Genomic DNA, 24,654 nt, shown 5'->3' on the forward strand with positions numbered 1-24,654 from the left:
TCCGTTATGGTATGATAGGGAAAGTGATTTTTATTTAATTCAAACGAAATGAGGATTAATAGCGATGTGATAAAGAATTTCTTTAACATGTTGAAATTATATAGGGAACTACTTTACAACAAAAGGAAGGATTTAGATCTATGTCAGGATTACAAAAAGAAGTAAATAGACGTAAGACATTCGCTATTATTTCACACCCAGATGCCGGGAAAACCACATTAACAGAGAAAATGCTCCTGTTGGGTGGTGCGATTCGTACTGCAGGTTCAGTAAAAGGAAAGAAGTCAGCAAAATTTGCCACTTCGGACTGGATGGAGTTAGAAAAACAAAGAGGTATTTCTGTCACTTCAAGTGTCATGCAATTTGAGTATCAAGGCTATAAAATTAATATTCTTGATACCCCAGGGCATGAAGATTTTAGTGAAGATACGTATCGGACACTAATGGCTGTTGATAGTGTAGTTATGATACTCGATGTTGCAAAAGGTGTAGAGGCACAAACAAAGAAACTATTTAAAGTGTGTAGAGATAGGGGAATTCCAATCTTTACATTTATTAATAAAATGGACCGATTTGGGAAAGAGCCACTCGAGTTATTTGAAGAAATCGAGGAAGTGCTAGGGATTGAGTCTAGTCCAGTAAACTATCCAATAGGAATGGGTCCGACTTTTAGAGGTGTATACGACCGTTTTAATAAGCGAATCGAATATTATGAAGACGGAGAAAAAGCCGGTAGTCAATCTATCGAGGACTATGAAGATTTACAAAAATATTTAGAGAAAACGGCAGATCAAGCAACAATTGATCAGTTACTAGAAGATTTAATGCTATTAGATGAAGCTGGGAACGACTTTGATATAGAATCTGTGAAAAATGGAAAACAAACACCGGTATTTTTCGGAAGTGCCGTTTCAAGCTTTGGGGTTCCAACCTTTTTGGAGCATTTTTTAGAAATGTCACCTTCTCCATCTAGTCGAGAATCAACTGCTGGTAAGGTTGAGCCCACTGATGAGTTCTTTTCAGGCTTTGTATTTAAAATACAAGCAAACATGGACCCATCACATAGGGACCGAATTGCCTTTTTACGTATATGCTCAGGAAAGTATGAGAAAGGCATGTCAACGTGGCTTGAACGAACTGGTAAGCCAATGAAGCTGGCTCAGCCACAGCAATTTTTCGCGGATAGTCGTGAAGGGGTCGATGCAGCATTTGCAGGTGATATTGTGGGACTATATGATCCTGGAGTGTACCAAATAGGCGATACCGTTTGTGGTACTAAGGATGTTTTTAGTTTTGGTGACTTGCCTCAATTTGCTCCCGAACACTTTGCGAAAGTACGTCCGAAAAATGCCTTAAAGCATAAACAGTATTTAAAAGGGATAAAGCAATTGGCTCAAGAAGGAGCTATTCAGGTTTACCGTACTCCTCGATATGAGGAAACTATTTTAGGCGCGGTAGGTCAACTCCAATTTGATGTATTTATTTATCGGATGCAGGCAGAATACGGTGTCGATCTTGTTATGGAACACTTAAGCTATCAATTAGCTCGTTGGGTGAAAGAGGGGAAAGTCCCAGAAAAGGCGATGCGAACCAGTACTAGTATGGTCGTTAACGATTATTTAGATAGACCAGTTATCCTATTTAAAAATGACTTTAACCTAGATTACTTTAAAAATCAAAATGAAGACATTACGCTAAGTGAAACTCCACCGAAAACGAGTAATTAACGAAAAATGACTGAGCCAATATTTTTGGCCCAGTCATTTTTTTGTTAACCCTTAATATAAATCAAACATGTTTACATCGTATTCAAGCTCTTTTAAGTAATTAAATAGTTGTGCACGATGATGGAAAGTATGTGTTAAAATTTCCATTAACCATTTTATTTGTACATATCCACCTTCCTGATAATAGAAAGGTTTTGTCACTTTGTTCATCAGGTCATCTTCGTTCATAGAGTGAAAATAGTCCTTTAGCGTTTGGTAATTATGTTCGAATACTTGAGCAAGTTGTTCTGTTTCCCTGATGGGAGCTACTTGTTGTTCTATTAATTTGTATTCATCTTCACTCTTTTCTTGTAGAAGGCATTTAAGGTCTGCTAAAGGAATGGATACCAAGTGATGTGTTACTTCTATTAAGGAACGCATATTTTCTTTTGGTCGGTAATTCCAATCTTTTTGCTCTATTTTTATAATTAATTTTTTGGATGTTCTTACTGCCACATAAAGTTCATCTAACAAGTGGTCTCTTACGTTAAAAAGTTCAGACATATTTCTCTTCCTTTCAAAATGTTATATTCTATTATTATCCAATCATATCAAAAATTTCTTATTGAGTAGGGATTTTTAGATAAAAATAGGAGGTTTTCTGTGGAATTTTTATTTAAACCAATGAATCAATCTGATGCCGAAGAAATTGCGGAATGGGAATATGATGAACCCTACTCGTTCTATAATCCGAAAAGTGATGAGGAAGACTTGAAACTTTTATTAAATTCAAATGCTAGAAAAAATATCTACTATTCTGTTTTTAATAAGGATAGAAAATTAATAGGATTTTACACTTTTATTTGCAAGGGAAAAGTAATGGAAATTGGATTAGGGTTAGCACCAGAAATAACAGGAAAAGGCTATGGCAAAGACTTTGTGAAAGCAGGCTTACAGTATGCCAAAACACACTTTGTTTGTTCTAAATTTACCTTATTTGTTGCCACTTTTAACAAACGAGCGATAAACGTTTATCAGAAGGTGGGTTTCAATCCGACAAAAACGTTTATGCAAAATACAAACGGAAGTGAATTTGAGTTTTTGGAAATGGAAATGCCGCTTAATGGAGGAGGGAAAACTTTTGTGCATGATTAGAAGGTTAAAAGATAATGAAAAACCACCATTACCATTACTATTACTAGCAGATCCCTCTAAAGAAAAAGTGTCTAGTTATATAAGACGAGGACATTGTTATGTTGCAGAAAAAGGTGGACAGATAATTGGGGTTTTTGTTCTTCTTTCTCAACATGAACACACCATCGAGTTAATGAATATTGCCATAGTAGAGACGGAACAAGGAAAAGGCTATGGAAAACTGCTTGTACAAGCTGCGATAGAAAGAGGTAAAGCTTTAGGATTCAAAAAAATGGAAGTTGGTACTGGGAACTCTAGTATCAACCAACTAGCTTTGTACCAAAAATGTGGTTTTCGTATGACAAGTATAGAACAAAATTATTTCCTTCAACATTATGACGAAGCAATATATGAGAATGGAATTCGCTGTATGGACATGGTAAGACTATCTGTAAATCTAGTCCCAATAAAAAAATAATAACTTTCTCCATTTTTGCCGATGCAAAGAAGGTAGTCCCTACATAGTATGGTGGTAAGTAAAGAATAGAAATTTCAATACTTATTTTTGTAGGGGAGTGATGGAAATGAGAGAAGCTCTGGAACTGACCCTTACTGTCGCAGAAGTTATGATTAACGGAAAAAAAGTCGTATACGAACTAAATCGAGAAATTAGTAGATAACTACGCAGTATCATACTTTCGTTTAAACACTGTCCGTAATGGGCAGTGTTTTATTTTTAAACGGTTTACTAAAATATTTTAGCTTTATTTCCTTAAACTACGAAGTAACGAAATGTGCTTTTATCCTACCGCTACGGAAATACACTTCGCTTTCCGCGGGCTCGCGTTGAGCCTCCTCACTCGCAAAGATCGCTCGCTGTGGGGTCTCAACGTCTTCGCTGTCCCGCAGGAGTCTACGTGTATTTCCTTCGCTAAAGATGTTCTCTTTTTCTTATTTCAATTCAAGAACTAGTTAAAAGATTTCTGCACCGAGGAGTAAATTAATTCTCATGTATGGTCTTTATGGGCAATGACTATTCTTGAATCAAAAACCACTATCAGCGTAGGCAGAATACGCAGACTCCTGCGGGACAGCACGTGTCTGAAGACCCCGCAGCGGCGGTATTCCGCGAGGAGGCTGAGGCCGTGCCCGCGGAAAGCGAAGTATTCTGCCGGAGCGGTCTGATAACACCCTGCAGCTGCAAAGAGTAAATTTAACCAAAGTTCCGTCGCAGTTTCCATCAACTGCGATATAAAATTAAAACAATCTTTATGAAAAGAGCTATTTTAAAATCAAAAGGTATTGTTGCGATCAAAAAGAATACATATATAGTAAAGGTTGTCCTACAAAGAGAGGTATAGACAGGAGGGGAATAATGGTTAGTCAATCAGTATTAAATGGAGTATTGTTTCAGTTTGGTATTTCGTTTTTATTGCCTATAGTATTAATAATTTATATAAAAAAGAAGTACACTTTATCCTGGCGTGCCATAGGAATCGGTTTCTTAACATTCTTTATTTTTGTTCAAATATTAGAACGGGGATTACATACTGTAATGATAGATCCACAAAGCCCGAACCAGCTTAAATGGTCAGAAAACCCATTTTACTATGTTCTTTATGGGATACTGGCAGCTGGAATTTTCGAAGAATTTGGCCGTTTCCTATCCTTTAAACTTTTGTTGAAAAAGAAAAGATCAATAGGGGATGGTTTATCTTATGGAATTGGACATGGGAGTTTTGAAACGCTATCTATAGGAGTGCTCGGATCTGTTAGTACGTTCTTAATGATTGGTTTAATAAATAATGGTGAAGCACATCAGACATTAAGTAATGAATTGTCTGTAGCAGAAATAGATGCCATAAAACAACAACTTGTTGATTCACCTGCATTTTTATATGTTTTATCAGGCTTTGAAAGAATGGCTGCTATGGCGATGCATTTGTTTTTATCCCTTGTCGTTTTGTTAGGGATTAATAAGGGTGATTTTCTTTATGTGTGGTACGCTGTATTTATTCATGCGGTATTTAACGTCGCACCAGCATTGTATCAAGTAGGAACAATTTCAAACGTATGGGTGGCAGAAGCAATTGTCATTTCATTTGGAATTTGTGCTGTTTTTGGTATAGTTAAAATAGTAAAAAAGTACCGAGCATTTTATTGAAAATGGAGGATTACCCTAACAATGTTAACAGCAAATGAAAAGGGAAAATTAAGAAGACAGTACGTTGCAAAAATTGTTTATGACAAGGGATTTAACTGGTTTTTTAAATATAGTTTAATCCTATTAGCTAGCCTATTAATTTTACCAATATTTTTACTAACCGTTGAAGATTCAGAAATGTCTATTGTAGTAGGTTTTTTGTTCACCTTAACGATTTATTTGTTTTTTCTTTTGCTTTCATGGGGAATCATTACGAGCTACGCCAAGAACGTCGAGAATAAGCGTTTAGAAATGAATTTAACAAAGAATCAATTTGAGCAAGCTATTGAATTTAAAAAATAGGTCCTTTTTTAGTAGTAACCTGCAGGTTGAATTGCACTTTGCACTTCTAGGCAACTAGTCATCCTCCTCGAAAGCAACCAAAACTTTTACTTTTATAATGATAATCTTTTGATAAAATAAGGAAGAATGAACTTTGGGATGACAAAAGGAGATTGGGTATGTTCGAGTGGAAAAATATTTTTCGCGGAATGTTAATGGGGACAAGCGATTTAGTTCCCGGTGTTAGTGGCGGTACTATAGCAGTTATTTTAGGTATATACGACCGTCTCATTGAAGCGATTAATGGCTTCTTTACAAAGGAATGGAAAAAACATTTAGGCTTTTTAATTCCGCTTGGATTGGGAGTAATTGGTGCTATCTTATTACTTAGTAACCTTATCCATTGGTTACTTGCAGATTATCCAATTCAAACGAATTTCTTTTTCTTGGGATTAATTATTGGTATTCTTCCCTATTTATTTAACCAAGCAGATTTTAAGGATACATTTAAAGGAAACCATTACGTTTTATTAGTCATTGCCGCTATACTAGTAGCATCTATGGTATTTTTTAAGGATGAGGGTGTAGCTCCTTTAATGGATACTTCTGATCCAACTGTTTTAGCCTTTTTGTTTTTTTCAGGCTTTATTGCAAGTATGGCAATGCTCCTACCAGGTATTAGTGGATCCTTTATCCTGTTATTAATTGGTAGCTATGAAACAGTAATTACTGCATTAAAGGATAGAGAAATAATAGTAATTTTAATTGTTGGTGTTGGAGTAATCATGGGGATTGTGCTATGCAGTAAAATAATTCGTTACTTTTTAGCCCATCATCATGCACGTACGTTTGCTGTCATTATTGGGCTTGTTGTTGGGTCTACAGTTGTAGTCTTCCCTGGCTTTGAAACAGATGTACTACGTTCTGTTTTATGCATTGTTGCATTTGCGATAGGGTTAGTGACAGCTGTTGGCTTAGGTAAGGTAGAGTATAAATAAGAAAATTATAGATAGAGTGTACTTCTCAAGGGGAAGCGCCTAGTATAGAACAAAGGCAGAAATTAAAAGCTAGAGCTTCTAATTTCTGCCTTTTCCATTAAGCATTCCATTCAAAATGGAGAAAATGTACAGATGAACCTTTCCATTCAAAAGTACTAGAATCTGTATCTACTAGCTGAAAGCCATTAGAGGTCAATATTTTTTGAGAAGCAAGATGCGTATTCAACGTCTTTGCATAAAGAGTACGGATTTCTAATTGATCTTTTAATTTTTCCTGTAATAGTTGAACCGATTTAGATGCTAAACCTTTACCAGCATATTTTTCCCCTATTCGATAGCCGACTTCAGCTCTTTTATTGAGGAAATCGATATCCGTTAAGTTAATCCTTCCGATAACCACATCGTCAGCAACAATAAGGAAAAAATAAGATTGTTTGGCATCTTGTTCTATAAGTAAATCATCCATTACTTTCTCGAAAAAATCCCTATGATAATAGGTATCAGCTCTTGCAGGAACCATTGTTTCAAAATATGCTCGGTTTATGTGTTCAAACTCATATAAGGGATCAAACCACGCTTTAGTTAATTTGTGTAAAGTAATCTCCATCATTTTTCTCCTTAGATTTTATGAAAAACTGGTTTGTGATTATCGAATGTTGCAATGTAAGAAAATCCAAGTTCTTTTAAAAGTGCAATAGATTCATCAAAATAAGCACCTAATGTAACAGGCGAATGGGAGTCAGAACCTAATGTAATTATTTCGCCATTCATGTCTTTATATAATTGTAAAATATCTTTACTTGGTAAAGCGCGATTCATCCCATACTTATAGCCAGAAGTATTTATTTCAATTCCTTTTCCTTCTGGGATAATGACCTTAAAAATTTCCTCTATGACATCTAGAAAATGATGAACGCCATTTTCATATTTATATCTTTTAACTAAATCAAGATGACCTAGAATATTATACATGTTGAACGATTTAATGCATGCGAGTAATTCTGTGTAATATTCTTCATAAGCCATATGTAAAGTTTTGTTTTCAAAAAATGTTCCAGAATGTAAATCCAACCTAGAAGTAGCGTGCATCGAACATATAATAAAGTCGAAATGTTCTTTTTCTAGTAACTTCTCGTAATGTTGAATTACATGTGGCTGTACGCCTAATTCCACACCTTTTTTAATAGAAATAGAGGTTCCATACTTTTGGCGCATTGCTTCAACTTTTTTCGTATAAGCTTCTGTATCTAAATCAAAAGTGATAGATTGATCAGGATAATCATAATCAATATGCTCTGTAAAACAAATTTCTTTTAGTCCCTTTGTAATAGCCGCTTTCACCATTTCTTCCATAGAAACCTTACAGTCAGCTGAGAAATTACTGTGCATATGGTAATCGTACATAACATTCATCCTTCCTGTTACGATTTATTATAGCAGGGAAATAGCATTTTTTGTCCCGAAATTCATGTGTTTTTGCTGAATTGGTTGACTTATATACGTATTATTATTAAAATACACTATAACTTTAATAAAATAAAGTGGTAAATCGATAATGTGATAAAGGGTGTTGATTCTTTTGTTAAATGAAAGTAAAAGAGTACCAGAAGGAGTTGCCGATGTTCATTCTTTTGATTTAGAAATTAAGGAAAAGGTAACTGCTAGTTTAAAAAAACTTTATAAAAGTTACGGATATCGTCAAGTTCAAACCCCTACATTTGAATATTATGATTTATTCCTAGAAATAAAAGGGACAATTGATAAAGAAAAAATGGTAAAGCTAATTGACCGAGATGGAAAAATACTCGTGTTAAGGCCAGATGCCACTATTCCAATTGCTAGAATGGTTGCGACTAATTATAAAAATGATGATACTTATTTAAAGTTCTCTTATTTTACGAATGTCTTTCGTTCAAATGACGGACAACAAAGCTTAACGAGTAGAGAATTAACTCAAGCTGGCGTAGAGTTTTTTGGCAAGCAAGATATTGAAGCGGATGTAGAAGTGATCACTCTTGCCATTAAGTCTATTCAAAAGCTTGGTTTAGAAGACTTTAAGATTGATCTTGGGCAAGCTAACTATTTCAAAGAATTAATGAATATATCAACTGTATCTAATGAACAGTTAAGAGAAATTCGGAAGCGAATTGAACAAAAAAATGTATCTGAATTAAGGCAGATTCTAGATGCAACGGATTTGAATGAAAACTATAAAAAAGTAGTATTAGCAATGCCAATGTTATATGGGAAACCAGAGAATGTTATGGAAAAGGCTGAAAACATAGCATTGAATGAAGAAATGAAACGGGAATTAAACCATTTACGCCAAGTTTATGAGAGGCTTGCTGATGCTGGTTATGAAGACTATCTATCTATAGATTTAGGCTTAATTAACGATCTTAACTACTATACGGGCATTATTTTTCAAGGCTATGTAAAAGGCTATGGGAAACCAGTTGTGGTAGGTGGAAGATATGATCAGTTAACTAAGCAGTTTGGATCCGACTTACCTGCAACTGGTTTCGGTTTTTATTTGGATGACTTAATGGAAGTAATAAAATCTTCTTATATGGATGAACAAGTAGAAATGTCCTCTGACTTTTTCGTTGTTTATGATGAAAAAAATCGCAAAAAGGGGTTAGCTACTGCTGATTTACTAAGGGAATATGGATTTATTGTAGAATCGGACATCGTAGAGGATAAGTTAGAAAACTGTGTGAAAAAGGTACAAAGAAGAAATATTGCGTGTATTCTTCAGGTGAAGGAAGATGCAATTGTTTCGATAAGAGGGAAAGAAACAAGGAAAGCTTATAAAGATATAGAGGAATTAAAATCTGAAATTTTAACGTAAGGGGGGGTTAAATAGTGGATGAGATTAAAATTGCTCTTGGAAAAGGAAGACTAGAAAAATTCACATTACAGGCCTTACAAGAAATGGGTATTGAATTCCCTGAATTGAAAAAAGGGAGTCGTAAATTAATATTTAATGATACAGAAGATAAAATACGAATCGTTCTTGTAAAAGCTAGTGATGTCCCTACATATGTCGAAAATGGAGCGGCTGATATTGGCTTTGTCGGTAAAGATACTTTATTAGAACAAGGAGCAGATGTTTTTGAAGTGTTAGATTTAGGTTTTGGTAAATGTAAGTTTGCTGTTGCAGGTTTACCAGACCAAGCAACCAAGCCAAATCAAAAACTGACAGTAGCAACTAAGTATCCAAAGGTTGCTAAGAATTTTTACAATAATAAAGGGGTGTCTGTAGAGACAATTTATCTAAATGGCTCTGTGGAATTAGCACCATTAATAGGATTATCTGATGTTATCGTGGACATCGTGGAGACAGGAAGAACGTTAAAAGAAAATGGACTTGTTGTACTAGAGGATATATCTGAAATAAGTGCGAGGCTCATAGTGAATAAAGCAAGCTTCAAAACGAAAACAGAACGGATTCATTCGTTCATTAACCAGTTAGATGACTTATTAAAAAAGCACTCGATCCAAAATTAATCGTGCTAATGAGGAGTGATAAAGATGAGACAAGGAAAAATGGAGCGTAAAACGACAGAAACAGATATCAATTTAACGTTGAATATTGATGGAACAGGAACGAGTAAGATTGATACTGGTATTGGTTTTTTTAACCACATGCTAACGTTAATGGCTAGCCATGGTTTTATGGATTTAGAAGTAGAGTGTAAAGGTGATTTGGACGTAGACCTTCATCATACAGTGGAAGATGTCGGAATTGTACTTGGGAAAGTGTTTAAAGAAGCTTTAGGGGACAAACAAGGGATTACACGGTACGCAACAGAGCATTCGCCGATGGATGAATCACTATCTATGGTCTCGTTAGATATAAGTGGTCGTTCATATTTACAATTCAATGTTTCTTATCCGGTTGAAAAGGTCGGACAGTTTGATACGGAGCTTGTAGAGGAGTTTTTCCGTGCGTTTGTAAACCAGGCAGAAGTGACGCTGCATATTAATCTATTGTACGGAAAAAATGGCCACCACATTATTGAATCTATTTTTAAAGGATTTGGAAGAGCATTAGATCAAGCTGTCCAAATGCAAGAAAGAATAAAAGGAGTACGTTCAACAAAAGGAATGCTTTAATTAGGGGGTTCAACTAGTGATTGGAATTATAGATTATGGTGCAGGGAACTTAAAAAGTGTTCATCATGCTCTAACAAAACTAGGTTTTGCTTCGGAAATAGTTTCGACAGAAGAAAGAATTAACGAGAGCAAAGCACTCATATTACCTGGAGTTGGGGCTTTCAAAGATGCGATGGACAATTTAAAACAGGTGAGTTTGATTAATTGTATAAAAGAGAATGTACAAGCAGGAAAGCCTATTTTAGGGATTTGCCTTGGCATGCAATTATTTTACGAAACAAGTTTTGAAAATGGAGAGTGGGAAGGATTAGGTCTTTTAGAAGGGAAAGTTGTTCGTTTTGACCATGAGCTAAAAGTCCCCCATATGGGATGGAACAACTTAATTCCTGGCCCTCAGTATGAAGCGGATAATGGTATCGGAAAAGAGGTAACAAAAGGCGAGTATTCTTATTTTGTTCATTCTTACTACGTGGACCCTGAAAATAAGGAAGAGGTAGTTTTTTACTCTGATTACGGACTAGAATTTCCTGCTGTCGTGCAGAAAGACAATATATATGGTATGCAATTTCATCCGGAAAAAAGTAGCGAAACAGGCATGAAGCTACTGAAAAACTTTGGGGAGCTGATTAAATGATCTTGTATCCAGCAATTGATATTAGAGATGGAAAATGTGTAAGGCTCATCCAGGGGGACTATGATAAAGAGTCTGTTTATGGTGATCCAGTTGAAATGGCTGAAAAGTGGATAAGTCAAGGAGCTCGTGCTTTGCATTTAGTAGATTTGGATGGTGCATTAGAGGGTTCGTCTAAAAATCTTGACGCTATTCAAGCGATAGCAAAATCAACCAATGTCCCAATCCAAGTTGGTGGGGGTATCCGCACAATCGAAAAAATAGAGCTTTTATTGGAAATCGGTGTTAGCCGTACCATTTTAGGAACAGCTGCTTTACAAGATAAACAGTTTTTAAAAGAAGCTATAGATAAGTTTGGAGCTGCTATTGCTGTTTCGATTGATGCAAAAAATGGCTACGTCGCAACGGATGGTTGGACGAAGACTAGTGAAAAAAAGGCAATAGATTTTGCGAAAGAACTAGAAGATTTAGGTGTACGTACGATTATTTATACGGACATTGCAAAGGATGGAATGTTGGCTGGACCTAATTTTGATGAAATTTACACAGTAAATAAACATGTAGGTATAAATGTAATTGCTTCCGGTGGTGTTTCTAACGCTAGTGATGTAAAAAAACTTGCTGAACTTGATGTTTATGGGACAATTATTGGAAAGGCACTTTATACAGGTAATATAGATTTAGAAGCGCTTTTGAAGGATGTGTAAGGCATGTTAGCTAAAAGAATTATTCCTTGTTTAGATGTTCGAAATGGCCGAGTCGTGAAGGGCCAAAAGTTTCAAAACATCGTGGATGTTGATGACCCAGTAAAACTAGCAAAGGTATATAGTGACTTAGGTGCTGATGAACTAGTTTTTTATGATATAACAGCATCAAATGAGGAGCGAAATATTTTCATAGATGTAGTGGAAAGAACTGCTGAACAAGTGCATATTCCGTTTACCGTTGGTGGGGGAATACGTACTGTTGAGGATTTCCGCAAAGTTTTAAATGCTGGTGCTGATAAAGTATCTGTAAATAGTGCTGCGGTAAAAAATCCAACCATTATAACAGAAGCTGCTGAGAAGTTCGGTAGCCAGTGTGTTGTGCTTTCTATTGATGCAAAAAGAAATGAACATAATAACTGGAACGTCTTTGTAAACGGAGGACGGATAGATACTGGTATGGACGCTCTGGAATGGGCAATTGAAGGAGAAAAATTAGGTGCTGGTGAAATCGTTGTAAACGCGATGGATTCAGACGGCATTAAAACAGGATTTAGTATCGACATTACGAAAAAGATAGCAGAGAGTGTGAAGATCCCTGTCGTTGCATCTGGTGGAGCAGGGACTGAGGAGCATTTTCGCGAAGTATTAGTGGAAGGTAGTGCAGATGCAGCATTGGCAGCTTCTGTGTTTCATTATGGGGAGATCCAAATAAAGGATTTAAAAGAGTACCTTTATGATAAAGGTGTAGAAGTGAGGCGGGTATAGCATGACTTTTGATGTAGAGAATATTAAGTTTGATGAAATAGGGCTCGTACCAGCAATCGTACAAAACATAGAGACCGGAAAAGTTTTAATGCTTGCTTATATGAATAAGGAATCTCTAGAAAAAACACTCGAAACAAAAACAACTTGGTTTTACAGTCGTAGTAGAGCACAGCTCTGGAATAAGGGAGAAACGTCTGGTAATTTTCAAGTGGTTAAAAAACTTAGTTACGACTGTGACGGAGATACGCTTTTAGTAGAAGTTGTTCCAAAAGGAAACGCTTGTCATACAGGGGCAGAAAGCTGCTTTTATAATGATGTAGTAAATGAGAATGAAGGTAAACAACGAGATATTATCCACTATGTATTTGATTACATTCAGAAGCGTAGAGAAAATCCAGTAGAAGGCTCTTATACGAACTACTTATTTAGTGAAGGGTTAGACAAAATTTTAAAGAAGATTGGCGAAGAATCTAGTGAAGTTATCATTGGTGCTAAAAACCGGGATAAAGACGAACTGGTAAATGAATTTTCTGACCTTGTTTATCATTCACTCGTTTTAATGGTGGAACAAGGAATAAACATAGATGATATTAAGGAAGTTTTAACAAAACGCCACATACAAAAAAGTGAGAATCAAGAATGAGAGAGTGATTTTTTTGAGTAAATTTTGGAGTAAGTTGTTAAAACAAACAGACCCATATATTCCAGGTGAACAACCAAAGACGACAAAAGTTATTAAATTGAATACAAATGAAAATCCCTATCCTCCATCTCCTAAAGTATTGGACGCAATAAAACAAGCAACCGATGAATCGCTCCGATTATATCCTTCTCCAACAGCAGACGATTTGAGGGAGACAGTTGCCAGTTACTATGGTTTAAAGGACAATCAAATATTTATTGGTAATGGATCAGATGAGGTGTTGGCCTTTTCTTTTATGGCGTTTTTTAATCCAGGTGAAAAGATTTTATTCCCTGACATTTCCTATAGTTTTTATCCAGTGTACGCAAAGCTCTTTCAAATTGATTATGAATTAGTGGAGTTAACTGGCGATTTTACCATTCCAGTTGAACAATTTTTTAATGCAAAAGGTGGAGTGATTTTCCCTAATCCTAATGCACCAACTGGTGTGCTTTTGTCCTTGAATGATGTGGAGCTTATTTTGCAAAACAATAAAGAGAAGGTAGTCATCATTGATGAAGCCTATATTGATTTCGGTGGGGAATCTGCCGTTCAGTTAGTGGACCAATATGACAATTTACTCGTTATTCAAACGTTGTCTAAATCAAGGTCTCTTGCAGGGATGAGAGTAGGGTTAGCCGTAGGAAATGAAAACCTCATTACCGGGCTAAACCATATTAAAAATTCGGTGAATTCATATACACTAGATAGACTAGCCTTAGTTGCTGCAAAAGCTTCTTTTGAAGATGAAGTCTATTTTAAGGAAGTGTGCGAAACCATTATCCAAGAAAGAGAAAAGGCAGCATCTACATTACGAGCTCTTGGATTTCATGTGTTACAGTCTCAAGCTAACTTTTTATTCGCTTCACACCCAAAAGTGGATGCTGAATTTTTATATGAACAACTAAAAGAACGAAATATTTTCATACGTTTTTTTAAAAAGCCTAAAATTGATCAATATGTACGAATTACGGTCGGTAATCGTGCAGATATGCAGGAATTTTTTGATGTGCTTAAAGAAATAGTATAAAAGAAAGCAGGTTCAAAAACTTTTGAACCTGCTTTCTTTTTTTACATCAGAAGGTTACTCCTTTTTTAATAGCCTTAATCCATTTAGAGTAACAAGTAAAGTAGCACCCATATCGGCAAAAATAGCAATCCATAACGTTAGCCAATTTGGTACAACTAAAAGAAGGGCAATGACCTTCACCACAATAGAAAATGTGATATTTTGCTTAATTATTCGTAATGCTTTTTTACTTAGTTTAATAGCGAAAGGCAGTTTTTGTAGATCATCCCCCATTAGGGCAATGTCTGCTGTTTCTAAGGCTGTATCAGTACCAGCCCCTCCCATAGCAATGCCGATATTAGATGCGGCAAGTGCAGGTGCATCATTAATTCCGTCTCCTACCATGGCCACTTTTCCATATTTACTTTTGTATTCTTTTATATAAGTTAGCTTATCTTCAGGAAGAAGATTTGCTTTTGTTGTTTGGATACCTATTTCCTTACTGATAGCTTGTGCTGTTTTTTCATTATCCCCTGTTAGCATGATTGTTTCTCTTAAACCAAGCTGAGATAATTGGTTTACCGTTGACTTACTTTCCGCTCTAGGCTCATCTCGAACAGATACAATTGCTAGTATTTGCTCTTCATTACCATATAACATGACAGTATTACCTTGAGATTGCCAATCATCAACTATTTTTTTTATTTCGTTAAATAGTGACGTATTTAATAATTCCTCTGCAAGCTTTACGTTACCAATCCAATAATATACTCCTTCAAAGTTTGCCTGAATCCCTTTTCCAGTAATAGAAGTAAATTGATCGACAGCTTTTATAGTAGTTGTAGCGCCTTTTTGTTCGGCATAGGTTATGATAGCTTTTGCTAAGGGATGTTGAGAAAACGTTTCTAACGTTCTCATTCTTGCTAAATGGGTATTTATTTCATTGTCTGTTAACCATTTTACGTTAGTAACAACTGGTGTGCCTTTCGTTAATGTTCCAGTTTTGTCAAAAAAGATGGTGTTAATATCTGCGAGTTCTTCTAAATAAATTCCACCTTTAATGAGTACCCCTTGACGTGCAGCTGTTCCAATTGCTGTGACAACTGCAACTGGAGTAGAAATAACTAATGCACATGGACAGCCAACGACTAGAACAGCTAATCCTTGATAAACCCACGTATTCCAGTCACCATTTAATAACAAAGGTGGGAGTACGGCAACAAGAAAGGCGATCCCAATAATAATCGGTGTGTAATATTTCGCAAACCGATCGACGAAAGCTTGAGACGGTGCTCTTTCCCCTTGTGCTTCTTCGACTAAGTGTATGATTTTAGCTAAAGTAGTGTCTTCAACCGATTTGGTGACTTCAACTTCTAAATAACCTTCTTCATTTAACGTACCCGCAAAAACGTCATCATTCTTTTCTTTTAAAACAGGAACAGACTCTCCGGTAATTGCAGCTTGATTAACGGCTGAATGCCCATTTTGAACAATACCGTCCATTGCTATTTTTTGACCTGGTTTTACGATTAATAAATCACCAATTTGAACATCTTGAACATCAAGTTCAATATCAACACCATCTCTACGGACTATTGCTTTTTGCGGCGCTAAATCCATTAAGGAGCGTATAGAGTTCCTAGCTTTATCCATAGAGAAGGCTTCCAGTGCTTCACTTATTGCAAATAAAATAACTACTACTGCTCCTTCTCCCCATTCACCGATAAGAGCTGCTCCAATGACTGCAATCGTCATTAATGTCCTCATATCAAAATCAAGTGTTAGAAGATTTCGTAATCCGGTTTTAAACAGAGGATAGCCACTTATAACGATCGCTATTGCAAAGAACAGGATAGTTAGTAAGTGTTCTTCTCCTAACTGAAAGTGAGAAATGTAGCCACATACAATTAGGAATATAGAGAATATAACTGGAGCATAGCGTAATAGGAAAGGTTTTTTCGGCTCTTGTAAGTTATTTCTACTGCTATCTGGCTTTATTGTTAAATTTTCAAAAGCTCCTGCTTTTTCCAATTCTTTAATAGTTGCCTCACCATAAACTGTTATTTTGGAGGCACCAAAATTTACTTTTGCATCCGTCACACCATCCAGGTGCTTTACGTTCTGCTCGAACTTTCCGGCGCAGTTTACTCAGGTGAATCCTTGAACCCGATAAGTTTGTTTATGATTGGATTCCGTCACGTAAAGTCACCTCCTTATAATGGATAAAGGCTAAAGTAACCATCTCTTTTACATGAGCATCATCTAAAGAGTAATAGGCGAGCTTACCTTGCTTTCGATATTTTGCTAAACCATTTTTTCTTAACTGACGAAGGTGATGCGAAGTTGTCGCATTTGAAGCACCCACAATATTTGCTACGTCACAAACACAAAGTTCATCAGATAACGTTAAGGAATAAGCTATTTTGAGTCTTGTTTCATCGGCTAATGCCTTGAATACTTGTGCTATAGACGCAACAGGTTGTTTCTGTACTTGAGGCTTTATCTTTTCTACTATTTCCTCATTAATACAGGTAACATCACACAGATCTTTTACCATCGTATCCCAACTTTCATTCAAATGGTCGTTTGAATGTATTATATTCAAATGTTCATTTGAATGTCAAATAATTATGATGAAAAATGACTTTTTTACATAGAAAAATTTTTTATGAAGAAATTAACAGTTAGGAGGTGAGATAAGATGGCTAATCCATTTGAGGGTGTATGGAATCAAATTAAATTAATGGTTGATAATGAGGAGAAATCACCATTACATGTTATTGAAGTTGGGGATCTTTGGAAGTACCTTACTATGCTAGAGGAATTTATTCGTTATGAAGAAATAGGTTTAAACACAACAAAAGATGATGAATTAAAAGAGATGCTACAAGACGCAATCAAGATGTGTGAATCACAAACAACAAAAATTAGTAAATTTATGAGAAATGAAGGAGTTTCCCTTCCAGATGTGACTTCAGCAAAACCCAAATCTAATTCGGATGATGTACCACTTGGTGTTAAATTAACGGATGATGAATTAGCAAACGGTATTACCTTTAAATTAGTAACAGCAATGCAATTATGTTCCAAGGGACAAATAGATGCTGTTCGTCAAGATGTTACGACTTTGTGGTTGCATTTTTACTCGGAATTGCTTACTTTTGGAATGTCATTAAAAAATTTAACAAGAAAACGAGGTTGGATTAAAGTACCACCATACTATTATCCACCTGGAAGGCCTAAATCATAAAAATGCTCTTTTAGGACAAGTTCAATTATTTCCTTTATAATGTTTCCTACAGTTAAATTTGGGGGGCAAGAGAATGATTCGAAAAGCAAAAGTAGAAGATATTAATCGAATTATGGAAATAGTAAAGGATTCCGTCAAAGTAATGTCAGAACAAGGGAATGACCAATGGGGAGAAGAATACCCCTTAGCCCATCATTATGAAGGAGATATAAATGAGGGAAGTTTATATGTTTACGAGGATAATGGTTTGGTCCTGGGTGTAGCCTGCATTAGTAGTAAAGGACACGGGGAATATGAAACAATAAACTGGAGTTATCAGGAGCCTTCTTATTCTATAAAACGCTTAGCAGTGGATCCACAAGTGAGAAAAAAAGGAATTGGATTAGCATTTTATCAAAAAGCAGAAGATATCGCACTACAAAATGGTGTTCACTATATTCGTACGGATACATATTCCAAAAATAAGGCAGCATTAAGATTGTTTGAGAAGGCTAATTATCGATTAGTACAAGAAGGGTTTAATGGCAGCAAAGCAGCACCTTTTTATTACTTTGAGAAAAAATTCTAAGAACAAAAGCGCAAGCGCCTTGCTCAGCCTAAGGCAGGCATAAGACAAGACCTGCCGTGGCGTTTTTGCCACAGAAGGGATTGACTTATGTCCCGAGGGGGTAGGTGCTGGAGCTAGACGTGGCTTCCCAGTGCAACTAACTTATCCACAAGTCCGAAATTTTATAATTTCCTAAGCAATGAAAAAAGCTGTCGTAGTAATCGACAGCTTTCCTTACTATTATTCGATTGTTACGTCTACGGAAGTCTCATATTTTTCCCCGTCTTTAGGTGTCATCCAAACTGTTAACACATATTCTCCCGGTTCTAATCCTGCTTCTTCTAAATTAATTTCATAGGATAGCTTTTCGCCTGGTTTCACTTTTTCTTCTCCTACTTCTTGTATAAAGGAGGCTAAACTTGAGAAGAGGTAAACTCGCTCTCCATCTTTTGTATCAACTGCATAATCAAAACGTTGCCCACTAGTAAATTCAAGTGTTAATTCTTTTTCTGTTTGGTTAAAGATTTGATAACGATAGTTCATATTATCAATTTCTGTTAAAGTTGGAACTACTTCCCCTGAAACAATTCCCTTTTCATTTCCGCTTCCACTCGTGTCGTCCCCATCATTTGATTCCGCATTAGAAGTACCGCATCCAACTAAGAAAATACCTAGCAATAAAAATAATATCAATTTTTTCATCTAATCACCTTTTTCTTGTTTTTTCGTTTTTCATTTATTTAGTCGTTTTAGTCATAACTTGGTTACAAAGAAAATAACAACGTAAAAATAATAATAAAAAAAACGCTTAGGATTTATTTCCTAAGCGTTAACACATGCTATTTCCTTGTCCACTCAGCTGCTAGTTTAGAATAGATAGCAACATCATGGTAATGGTCATATAAATATTCCCCATCGCGAATAATCCCTTCCTGATGAAAGCCTAGACGTTCAGGAATTGCACGGCTTTTTCTATTTTCTACACCACAGCGTATTTCTACCCGATTAAGGTTGTATTCCGTAAATGCATGACTGACTAATTTTTCTGTAACCTTTGTCATAATTCCTTTTCCTTGGTATCCGTGTGCGAGCCAGTAGCCAATAGAGGTCTGTTTGTTTTTCCAATCAATACTGTGGTAGCCTGCCATTCCGACAAGCTCATTTTGATATATGATGCCAGCTTGAAATCCATCATTTCTAGCAAGCTGCATTATCCACATTTCGATAACAGGATAATAATCTTCTTCTACTTTCATATTGTCTACCCAAGGGAGCCACTCCCTTAAATAATTTCTTGAATCATTAATGGCTTGAATCATTTTGGTGGCATCCCTTTTTTCGAGTAATTTCAGACTAATTTCCTGATTGACTGGAAAAATAAACATCTATATTCCCCTTTAGTTAGTTAATTGTAAAAACTCCTCTACATCTTCCATGCTTAGTTTTATACCCTTTTCCCAAAATACTTCTTTCGTGATGTCTTCTCCTAAGTGTTTCATAGCTAATTCTTCAACTGGCATAATGGCAGTATCTCGTAAAAGTGCCATGTACTTTTCCTCGTATCCAGTCCCTTCTTCTAATGCTTTTGCATAAATACTCATGGAGAATAGGTACCCGAATGTATATGGGAAATTGTAAAAAGGTACACCTGTAATATAAAAATGAAGTTTGGATGCCCAAAATCTTGGGTGCACCTCATTTAATGCTCCAGCATAAGCTTCCCTTTGTGCATCACTCATGATTTCGTTCAGGCGACTTGCAGGTACAATACCGTTTTTACGCTCTTCATAAAATCTTGTTTCAAACAAAAAGCGTGAATGGATATTCATAAATAAAGCAACACTTCGTTGCAATTTTTCCTCTAATAATGACAGCTTTTCTTGTTCAGTTGTAGCCTCTTTAACTGCTGCATCTGCTACAACCATTTCAGCAAAGGTTGACGCTGTTTCCGCCACGTTCATTGCATAGTTTCTGTTCAATGGGTGCATTGGTCTTAATGTGTATGAGTGGAAAGCGTGCCCTAATTCGTGAGCTAATGTAGCTACATTAGACATGGATCCACTATATGTCATGAAAATTCTAGACTGTTCACTAAGTGGGAAAGTAGTGCAAAATCCACCCGGCCTTTTCCCTGGTCTATCTTCTGCTTCAATCCAAGCATTTTCAAAGGCTTTCTTAGAGAAGCTTGCCATCTTTGGTCCGAATTTAGCAAAGTGCTTTAAAATAAATTGTGCTCCGTCGTTAAAAGACATTGTGGTACTTGAGCTAGTCAACGGCGCGTCTAAATCATACCAATCTAATTTCTCTTTCCCTAATAGCTTTGCTTTTCGGTCTAAATATTTCACAAATGTTTGTTTGTGTTTGGTGATAGCATTCCACATTGCATCAAGTGTTTCTTGTTGCATGCGATTATATTCAAGGGGCTCCTTTAAAACATGATCCCAACCACGTTTTTCATAAACATTTAATCGGAATCCACCTAAGTGATTTAACGTTTTTGCAAATAATTCTTCTTTTTCTTCCCAGGCCCCCTCGAGAGTTTTGAAAATACCTTTACGGACTTCCGGATTTGAATGGGAGGAAAGATTATTCGCTTGCCCAACCGATAAATTTTTCTTTTCTCCTTCAAGCTCAAATGGAATGTTCATGGAGCCGACAATTGTATCATACATTTGTCCCCAACCATGGTATCCATCGATTGATAAGGATTCAATTAGTGCTTCCTCTTGTTCAGAAAGTCTACTTTTTGCCTTCTTTCTCCACTCTTGAAGAACAAAATGAAGTTCTGAAAGCACATTATGTTCCAAAAGCGCATTCCAAACATCTTCAGCTGAAGCTGCTAGCTTTTGTTGAAAAGCATTAAAAGCAGTTGTAAAGCTAGCACTAACAGTTGTTATTTCGCTTCGAAGAACATTTGCTTTACGATCCTTCATGTTTTGGGCTTCTAGACAGCTTACAAACGCACCAGCTTGTCTGAGGTTCATCATTACATTTTTTGCATCTTCAATAAGATCTGCTACGACATTTGCATCCTCTATCTTTTTAGGTGTCTCAAATTTTTTAATTTTAGCGGAAAAAGTTACATTCATTTTTTTTAATTCGTCTAGATGGTTTCGAAATTCTGAAGATTCGCTACCACCAGGAAAAATAACGTCTAAATCCCAAACATCTGCATATGTATGTGCCACGTATAATACCTCCATGTATGATAATATTCTGAAAAAAGAAAATATAGCGGTATTATACCAAACCTTTTCTAAAACAGAAACTTTATCGCTTAGCCTAGAGGCTTCAAGTTACTACTGTGCTTGAAGCCAACCTAAATAGTAACCAGCTAAAAAAATGGTTGATATGAGAACAAAATGTATGATCGCCCACCCGAAACGGCCATATTGGAGAGTTCGGATATTGAGAGGCTTTCTTAATTCATTGGGAACAATGAGTCCACCAATCCATTCGAACACGAGTAAATAAATCCACCACCAAGTATAAGAATCCCATACATCCCATTCGTAGTTGTATTCAATAATCCGAGTACCTTCTAAAGCATAGACTTCCGCAAACATACCGATGTGAATGATTGTCCAATAAAAAGGAATTTTCCAAGCCCATTTTTCAGGGCTATACCGAACACCTAATAAGACAAGTAATGGGATAGACAAGGTAACCGAAGTAAAAGGCATAATCGAAATCTTGGGAAAAAGTATGTAAGGAAAAAAATAAAAGTCGAGTTTAACAAATATATAACAAAGAAGGTTACCAACAAAAGTAGCAAGCAGAAATAAAAGGCCATACCTTTTCCAATCCAATTTTAAGAAGAATAGGAGACCAATTAATCCTGTTATTATAATCGAGACGTGGATAAATGTTTCTATATTGAATCCTACGTTTATATAATCACTCACATTAAACTTCCCTTCCTCTTATTTGGTTGGAAAGTAACACATTACCATTAAATTTTCCTAGTTGGGACATCCTATTCGCCTGTTTGCAATTAAAAGCACTTTTAGATTTTGTATCATATTTGATGGAAAATGCGACGTAACTTAATATGTATGAATCACAGCCGCTACGGAAATACACTACGCTTTCCACGGGCTCGCGCTGAGCCTCCTCACTCGCACAGAACGCTCGCTGTGGGGTCTCAACGTCTTCGCTGTCCCGTAGGAGTCTACGTGTATTTCCTTCGCTGATCATGTGCTTTGTAACTTGTTATAATTCAAAGTACTGATGTTTGGAACAAAGTTGAAATATAGCCAAAGTGATAGGTATGGGTATTCTCATAAAATGTCTTGACTTTATGATTATCACTATTCTTGAATCAGAAAATTACTACTAGCGTAGGCAGAATACGTAGACTCCTGCGGGACCGCACGTGTCTGAAGACCCCGCAGCAGCGATTTTCTGCGAGGAGGCTGAGGCCGTGCCCGTGGAAAGCGAAGTATTCTGCCGAAGCGGTCGTATAGCACTCATCAAAATGCAAACCTATAGTTACTTCGTAGTTTAAGCAAAAAAAGCAACAGTATTTTTAAATGCCATAAAGTTAACATAGCCATTGATGCGGAGACTTTTCTCTTTTGCTATTTACGTATAAAGTATTTATGAGGTGATAATTCATGGAAGAAGTAAGAATAGTTAATGATTTAACAGATGTCGATTGGGAAGAGCTACAGTCCCTTTTTCATGCTGTAGGATGGGACAGACCTTCTGCAGAAAAGCTAAAAATTGCATTTACTAGCAGTTATTTGGTTTCTTTAGCTTATTTAGATGGAAAGTTAATTGGTTGTGGAAGAGTTATTTCTGACGGACAATTCTATGGGAGTATCTATGACGTAATCGTCCATCCCCTGTACCAAGGAAATAAGATAGGGAAAAAAGTGATGGATAATATTTTACATAAAATGAGTGATATTCCGTTTATTCATCTAACAGCTACTCATGGCAAGGAAGGTTTCTATAATAAACTGGGCTTGAGGAAACATAAAACAGCTATGGCAAGATATTTAGATGCAAATAAAGAGAAAGAGTATTTAGAATGAATGAAAGTATAAAAAGGCGTCCATGAGTATCATAAGTAGTTTACTTACCGTGGAGAAAACATCAAATCACAAAACAAATAGCATATTGTTTAGCGGTATTTTTACAACCATTTTACAATTGATTTAACACGCAAAAATGCTAGCTAACCAATATGCTTATTTCAACTTCTATAATTGAAAAAGCTTTGCTTTTAATTATTGTTGTAATTGGAAAGATTTTTGTCTATTTGAATATGGGGATTTTCAGTTACTAACAATCGAATAAATTCATTTACATTTTTAGGAGATATATTCATTACTTTATATTTGCCATAAAGGATTTCTAACCTATCAACAGATAAGGCAGGTGCTGTAAATGGGCTTTTTATTTTACTTATTTTTTTGATTTCTTCAATCCTTACTGCACTTCTAAATGGACCAAATTGAACTTTTATAAATCCTTCTTCAACCATATAACCCGTTCCGAACCATATCCACAATAGTAAACCTATTATCAATGCTGCTATGATATATCCTAAAACACTGTTATAGGTTATTAGTTGCATCCCAACAGGGTCTGAATTAAAAATGTAAATGAGAATAATAGAAAGTATAATACCCCAAAAAATTAAGAAAAACCAAATGTCTTTCTTAGATGGAAAATTCAATTGTAACACCCCCAATCCCTTTAATAACCATACGGTCTAAATTGCGGGAAAGTTTCGTTGCTCTTATAAAATAATGATTTATAACTAAACATTGATATATCATCGAAAAATAGCATACCCAACGCTATTGGGTATGCTGTTTAATTTGTTTATCCAGTTTTTCTCGATCGAAGGTGAACCACTTATAAGTATCAAGGATCCTTTTTGCATGTTTGCTGCTTCCATGTTAGGATCAAGCAATCTAGAAGTGAAGTTGATCAAACGTTGCCTCGATTTTTTTGTTTAAGCCTTGTACAACCTTCATTTTTCCATTTTCTAATTCCCATTCAGCAATGTGATAATTGTTTTCTTTAAAAACAGTCGGCGCCTCTAATTGGTAAATTTCTTGCATTCTTTTTACTTCCTTTTCTAATTGAGTAACCCCTAAAGAAATAGAGGTAAACGGGATATCATTAAGGAAATTTTGGCTTGGAATATTTCCTTCTCCTTCCCACTCAATAAGGAAAGGGAGTAACTCCGTCTCTATTTTATAAGCTGGGAATAGCATGCGCCATTTTAAAACCGAACCATCAGGTCTTCTTCTACTGCCAGGAAATGGTCCGGTGTATGGAATGTTTCTCTCATCAAGTCCTTGTATAATGGTGTCCATCTCACTTGTTCGCAAAGCAAACTGTATAGGTCCACCCATATTTTTGGAATGGGCAAATGCAGTATGTTTAATTAAAGGATTATCAGATTGGACGGCTATCTCTTCATTTTCAATCCCTAACCATTCGATGTAGCTATTATTTCGCATGTAGGCCAAGTAATTGTAAGTGCCCCAAAGCTCATGGTGTCCACCTTTTACGATGTTAATGGTATGGTTATCGGCAAATTTTGATTGTGCTTCCTCTATAGAATGTGAAAAAATCACGAGGTGGTCGAACGCTATCATT

General features: G+C 36.0%; 28 protein-coding genes. 17 read left to right on the forward strand and 11 right to left on the reverse strand.

Annotation, left to right across the window (positions count from 1 at the left end):
- Nucleotides 1-140: 140 nt before the first annotated feature.
- Nucleotides 141-1,727 (forward strand): peptide chain release factor 3, encoded by a 1,587-nt coding sequence (locus tag HNQ94_RS12750; RefSeq protein ID WP_174496771.1) that lies wholly within the window; start codon nt 141-143, stop codon nt 1,725-1,727.
- Nucleotides 1,728-1,778: 51 nt separating this feature from the next.
- Here HNQ94_RS12750 and HNQ94_RS12755 read toward each other — a convergent pair whose 3' ends face one another.
- Nucleotides 1,779-2,270, reverse strand: coding sequence for a DinB family protein (locus HNQ94_RS12755; RefSeq protein WP_174496770.1), 492 nt, complete (start codon nt 2,268-2,270; stop codon nt 1,779-1,781).
- Between the two features lie 99 nt (nt 2,271-2,369).
- On the opposite strand from HNQ94_RS12755, the gene HNQ94_RS12760 reads away from it, so the two are divergent.
- The 5 genes from HNQ94_RS12760 to HNQ94_RS12780 all read left to right on the forward strand — a co-directional run bounded on the left by HNQ94_RS12760 (nt 2,370) and on the right by HNQ94_RS12780 (nt 6,323).
- Nucleotides 2,370-2,861 (forward strand): GNAT family N-acetyltransferase, encoded by a 492-nt coding sequence (locus tag HNQ94_RS12760; RefSeq protein ID WP_246200026.1) that lies wholly within the window; start codon nt 2,370-2,372, stop codon nt 2,859-2,861.
- On the forward strand, nt 2,854-3,318 hold the full coding sequence (locus HNQ94_RS12765) for a GNAT family N-acetyltransferase (RefSeq protein WP_174496769.1): 465 nt from the start codon (nt 2,854-2,856) through the stop codon (nt 3,316-3,318). The genes HNQ94_RS12760 and HNQ94_RS12765 overlap by 8 nt, the downstream gene beginning before the upstream one ends.
- 897 nt (nt 3,319-4,215) lie before the next feature.
- The gene (locus HNQ94_RS12770) at nt 4,216-5,004 is read left to right on the forward strand and encodes a YhfC family intramembrane metalloprotease (RefSeq protein WP_174496768.1); all 789 of its coding nucleotides are present in this window, start codon (nt 4,216-4,218) and stop codon (nt 5,002-5,004) included.
- 21 nt (nt 5,005-5,025) lie between these two features.
- Nucleotides 5,026-5,346, forward strand: a complete 321-nt coding sequence (locus tag HNQ94_RS12775; RefSeq protein WP_174496767.1) for a hypothetical protein — start codon at nt 5,026-5,028, stop codon at nt 5,344-5,346.
- 158 nt (nt 5,347-5,504) lie between these two features.
- Entirely contained in the window at nt 5,505-6,323 is an 819-nt protein-coding gene (locus tag HNQ94_RS12780; protein WP_174496766.1) for a DUF368 domain-containing protein, read from the forward strand.
- Between the two features lie 97 nt (nt 6,324-6,420).
- Here HNQ94_RS12780 and HNQ94_RS12785 read toward each other — a convergent pair whose 3' ends face one another.
- Nucleotides 6,421-6,930, reverse strand: coding sequence for a GNAT family N-acetyltransferase (locus tag HNQ94_RS12785; RefSeq protein WP_174496765.1), 510 nt, complete (start codon nt 6,928-6,930; stop codon nt 6,421-6,423).
- Between the two features lie 11 nt (nt 6,931-6,941).
- A complete protein-coding gene (locus HNQ94_RS12790) occupies nt 6,942-7,727 on the reverse strand; it encodes a histidinol-phosphatase HisJ family protein (RefSeq protein WP_174496764.1) in 786 nt (261 codons plus the stop codon).
- A 175-nt stretch (nt 7,728-7,902) separates the two neighbouring features.
- Here HNQ94_RS12790 and hisZ point away from each other — a divergent pair, with 175 nt between their 5' ends.
- From hisZ to hisC, 8 genes are read left to right on the forward strand one after another with little or no spacing between them, the layout of a single operon-like run.
- The gene (gene hisZ, locus HNQ94_RS12795) at nt 7,903-9,174 is read left to right on the forward strand and encodes an ATP phosphoribosyltransferase regulatory subunit (RefSeq protein ID WP_174496763.1); all 1,272 of its coding nucleotides are present in this window, start codon (nt 7,903-7,905) and stop codon (nt 9,172-9,174) included.
- Nucleotides 9,175-9,188: 14 nt separating this feature from the next.
- Nucleotides 9,189-9,833: an ATP phosphoribosyltransferase gene (gene hisG, locus HNQ94_RS12800; protein WP_174496762.1), complete on the forward strand. Its 645-nt coding sequence runs from the start codon at nt 9,189-9,191 to the stop codon at nt 9,831-9,833.
- A 24-nt stretch (nt 9,834-9,857) separates the two neighbouring features.
- The gene (hisB, locus tag HNQ94_RS12805; protein WP_174496761.1) at nt 9,858-10,442 is read left to right on the forward strand and encodes an imidazoleglycerol-phosphate dehydratase HisB; all 585 of its coding nucleotides are present in this window, start codon (nt 9,858-9,860) and stop codon (nt 10,440-10,442) included.
- Nucleotides 10,443-10,458: 16 nt separating this feature from the next.
- On the forward strand, nt 10,459-11,076 hold the full coding sequence (gene hisH, locus HNQ94_RS12810; protein WP_174496760.1) for an imidazole glycerol phosphate synthase subunit HisH: 618 nt from the start codon (nt 10,459-10,461) through the stop codon (nt 11,074-11,076).
- On the forward strand, nt 11,073-11,780 hold the full coding sequence (gene hisA, locus HNQ94_RS12815) for a 1-(5-phosphoribosyl)-5-[(5-phosphoribosylamino)methylideneamino]imidazole-4-carboxamide isomerase (RefSeq protein WP_174496759.1): 708 nt from the start codon (nt 11,073-11,075) through the stop codon (nt 11,778-11,780). The genes hisH and hisA overlap by 4 nt, the downstream gene beginning before the upstream one ends.
- A gap of 3 nt (nt 11,781-11,783) precedes the next feature.
- Nucleotides 11,784-12,545, forward strand: coding sequence for an imidazole glycerol phosphate synthase subunit HisF (gene hisF / locus HNQ94_RS12820; protein WP_174496758.1), 762 nt, complete (start codon nt 11,784-11,786; stop codon nt 12,543-12,545).
- Between the two features lies 1 nt (nt 12,546).
- Entirely contained in the window at nt 12,547-13,188 is a 642-nt protein-coding gene (hisIE, locus tag HNQ94_RS12825) for a bifunctional phosphoribosyl-AMP cyclohydrolase/phosphoribosyl-ATP diphosphatase HisIE (RefSeq protein ID WP_174496757.1), read from the forward strand.
- Nucleotides 13,189-13,201: 13 nt separating this feature from the next.
- Nucleotides 13,202-14,257 (forward strand): histidinol-phosphate transaminase, encoded by a 1,056-nt coding sequence (gene hisC, locus HNQ94_RS12830; RefSeq protein ID WP_174496756.1) that lies wholly within the window; start codon nt 13,202-13,204, stop codon nt 14,255-14,257.
- Nucleotides 14,258-14,311: 54 nt separating this feature from the next.
- Here the strand turns inward: hisC and HNQ94_RS12835 are convergent, their stop codons facing one another.
- Nucleotides 14,312-16,435, reverse strand: a complete 2,124-nt coding sequence (locus HNQ94_RS12835) for a heavy metal translocating P-type ATPase (protein ID WP_174496755.1) — start codon at nt 16,433-16,435, stop codon at nt 14,312-14,314.
- Nucleotides 16,416-16,793 (reverse strand): ArsR/SmtB family transcription factor, encoded by a 378-nt coding sequence (locus HNQ94_RS12840; protein ID WP_174496754.1) that lies wholly within the window; start codon nt 16,791-16,793, stop codon nt 16,416-16,418. Before HNQ94_RS12840 ends, HNQ94_RS12835 begins: the two co-directional genes overlap by 20 nt.
- Before the next feature lie 144 nt (nt 16,794-16,937).
- On the opposite strand from HNQ94_RS12840, the gene HNQ94_RS12845 reads away from it, so the two are divergent.
- Nucleotides 16,938-17,486 carry a DUF3231 family protein gene (locus tag HNQ94_RS12845; RefSeq protein WP_174496753.1) on the forward strand — a complete coding sequence of 183 codons (549 nt, stop codon included), beginning with the start codon at nt 16,938-16,940 and terminating at the stop codon, nt 17,484-17,486.
- A 73-nt stretch (nt 17,487-17,559) separates the two neighbouring features.
- Nucleotides 17,560-18,054: a GNAT family N-acetyltransferase gene (locus HNQ94_RS12850; RefSeq protein WP_174496752.1), complete on the forward strand. Its 495-nt coding sequence runs from the start codon at nt 17,560-17,562 to the stop codon at nt 18,052-18,054.
- A gap of 219 nt (nt 18,055-18,273) precedes the next feature.
- On the opposite strand, the gene HNQ94_RS12855 is transcribed toward HNQ94_RS12850, so the two are convergent.
- From HNQ94_RS12855 to HNQ94_RS12870, 4 genes are all read right to left on the reverse strand, one after another.
- The gene (locus HNQ94_RS12855) at nt 18,274-18,735 is read right to left on the reverse strand and encodes a BsuPI-related putative proteinase inhibitor (protein WP_174496751.1); all 462 of its coding nucleotides are present in this window, start codon (nt 18,733-18,735) and stop codon (nt 18,274-18,276) included.
- A gap of 137 nt (nt 18,736-18,872) precedes the next feature.
- Nucleotides 18,873-19,418, reverse strand: a complete 546-nt coding sequence (locus HNQ94_RS12860) for a GNAT family N-acetyltransferase (RefSeq protein ID WP_174496750.1) — start codon at nt 19,416-19,418, stop codon at nt 18,873-18,875.
- Nucleotides 19,419-19,430: 12 nt separating this feature from the next.
- Complete coding sequence (locus HNQ94_RS12865) at nt 19,431-21,236, reverse strand: M3 family oligoendopeptidase (protein WP_174496749.1); 1,806 nt, start codon at nt 21,234-21,236, stop codon at nt 19,431-19,433.
- A 96-nt stretch (nt 21,237-21,332) separates the two neighbouring features.
- Complete coding sequence (locus tag HNQ94_RS12870; RefSeq protein WP_221452564.1) at nt 21,333-21,938, reverse strand: CBO0543 family protein; 606 nt, start codon at nt 21,936-21,938, stop codon at nt 21,333-21,335.
- 711 nt (nt 21,939-22,649) lie between these two features.
- Here HNQ94_RS12870 and HNQ94_RS12875 point away from each other — a divergent pair.
- Complete coding sequence (locus tag HNQ94_RS12875; RefSeq protein WP_174496748.1) at nt 22,650-23,072, forward strand: GNAT family N-acetyltransferase; 423 nt, start codon at nt 22,650-22,652, stop codon at nt 23,070-23,072.
- Nucleotides 23,073-23,263: 191 nt separating this feature from the next.
- On the opposite strand, the gene HNQ94_RS12880 is transcribed toward HNQ94_RS12875, so the two are convergent.
- A complete protein-coding gene (locus HNQ94_RS12880; protein ID WP_174496747.1) occupies nt 23,264-23,719 on the reverse strand; it encodes a PH domain-containing protein in 456 nt (151 codons plus the stop codon).
- A 241-nt stretch (nt 23,720-23,960) separates the two neighbouring features.
- Entirely contained in the window at nt 23,961-24,653 is a 693-nt protein-coding gene (locus HNQ94_RS12885) for a VOC family protein (RefSeq protein ID WP_174496746.1), read from the reverse strand.
- Nucleotide 24,654 lies beyond the last annotated feature (1 nt).

It is taken from the genome of Salirhabdus euzebyi (genome assembly GCF_014207435.1).
GTDB lineage: Bacteria > Bacillota > Bacilli > Bacillales > Alkalibacillaceae > Salirhabdus > Salirhabdus euzebyi.

Coding starts and splice junctions, on each gene's coding strand:
- HNQ94_RS12750 (WP_174496771.1), top strand. CDS start 141: ATGTCAGGATTACAAAAAGAAGTAAATAGACGTAAGACATTCGCTATT.
- HNQ94_RS12755 (WP_174496770.1), bottom strand. CDS start 2,270: ATGTCTGAACTTTTTAACGTAAGAGACCACTTGTTAGATGAACTTTAT.
- HNQ94_RS12765 (WP_174496769.1), top strand. CDS start 2,854: ATGATTAGAAGGTTAAAAGATAATGAAAAACCACCATTACCATTACTA.
- HNQ94_RS12770 (WP_174496768.1), top strand. CDS start 4,216: ATGGTTAGTCAATCAGTATTAAATGGAGTATTGTTTCAGTTTGGTATT.
- HNQ94_RS12775 (WP_174496767.1), top strand. CDS start 5,026: ATGTTAACAGCAAATGAAAAGGGAAAATTAAGAAGACAGTACGTTGCA.
- HNQ94_RS12780 (WP_174496766.1), top strand. CDS start 5,505: ATGTTCGAGTGGAAAAATATTTTTCGCGGAATGTTAATGGGGACAAGC.
- HNQ94_RS12785 (WP_174496765.1), bottom strand. CDS start 6,930: ATGGAGATTACTTTACACAAATTAACTAAAGCGTGGTTTGATCCCTTA.
- HNQ94_RS12790 (WP_174496764.1), bottom strand. CDS start 7,727: ATGTACGATTACCATATGCACAGTAATTTCTCAGCTGACTGTAAGGTT.
- hisB (WP_174496761.1), top strand. CDS start 9,858: ATGAGACAAGGAAAAATGGAGCGTAAAACGACAGAAACAGATATCAAT.
- hisA (WP_174496759.1), top strand. CDS start 11,073: ATGATCTTGTATCCAGCAATTGATATTAGAGATGGAAAATGTGTAAGG.
- hisF (WP_174496758.1), top strand. CDS start 11,784: ATGTTAGCTAAAAGAATTATTCCTTGTTTAGATGTTCGAAATGGCCGA.
- hisIE (WP_174496757.1), top strand. CDS start 12,547: ATGACTTTTGATGTAGAGAATATTAAGTTTGATGAAATAGGGCTCGTA.
- HNQ94_RS12840 (WP_174496754.1), bottom strand. CDS start 16,793: ATGGTAAAAGATCTGTGTGATGTTACCTGTATTAATGAGGAAATAGTA.
- HNQ94_RS12845 (WP_174496753.1), top strand. CDS start 16,938: ATGGCTAATCCATTTGAGGGTGTATGGAATCAAATTAAATTAATGGTT.
- HNQ94_RS12850 (WP_174496752.1), top strand. CDS start 17,560: ATGATTCGAAAAGCAAAAGTAGAAGATATTAATCGAATTATGGAAATA.
- HNQ94_RS12855 (WP_174496751.1), bottom strand. CDS start 18,735: ATGAAAAAATTGATATTATTTTTATTGCTAGGTATTTTCTTAGTTGGA.
- HNQ94_RS12860 (WP_174496750.1), bottom strand. CDS start 19,418: ATGTTTATTTTTCCAGTCAATCAGGAAATTAGTCTGAAATTACTCGAA.
- HNQ94_RS12865 (WP_174496749.1), bottom strand. CDS start 21,236: ATGGAGGTATTATACGTGGCACATACATATGCAGATGTTTGGGATTTA.
- HNQ94_RS12875 (WP_174496748.1), top strand. CDS start 22,650: ATGGAAGAAGTAAGAATAGTTAATGATTTAACAGATGTCGATTGGGAA.
- HNQ94_RS12885 (WP_174496746.1), bottom strand. CDS start 24,653: ATGATAGCGTTCGACCACCTCGTGATTTTTTCACATTCTATAGAGGAA.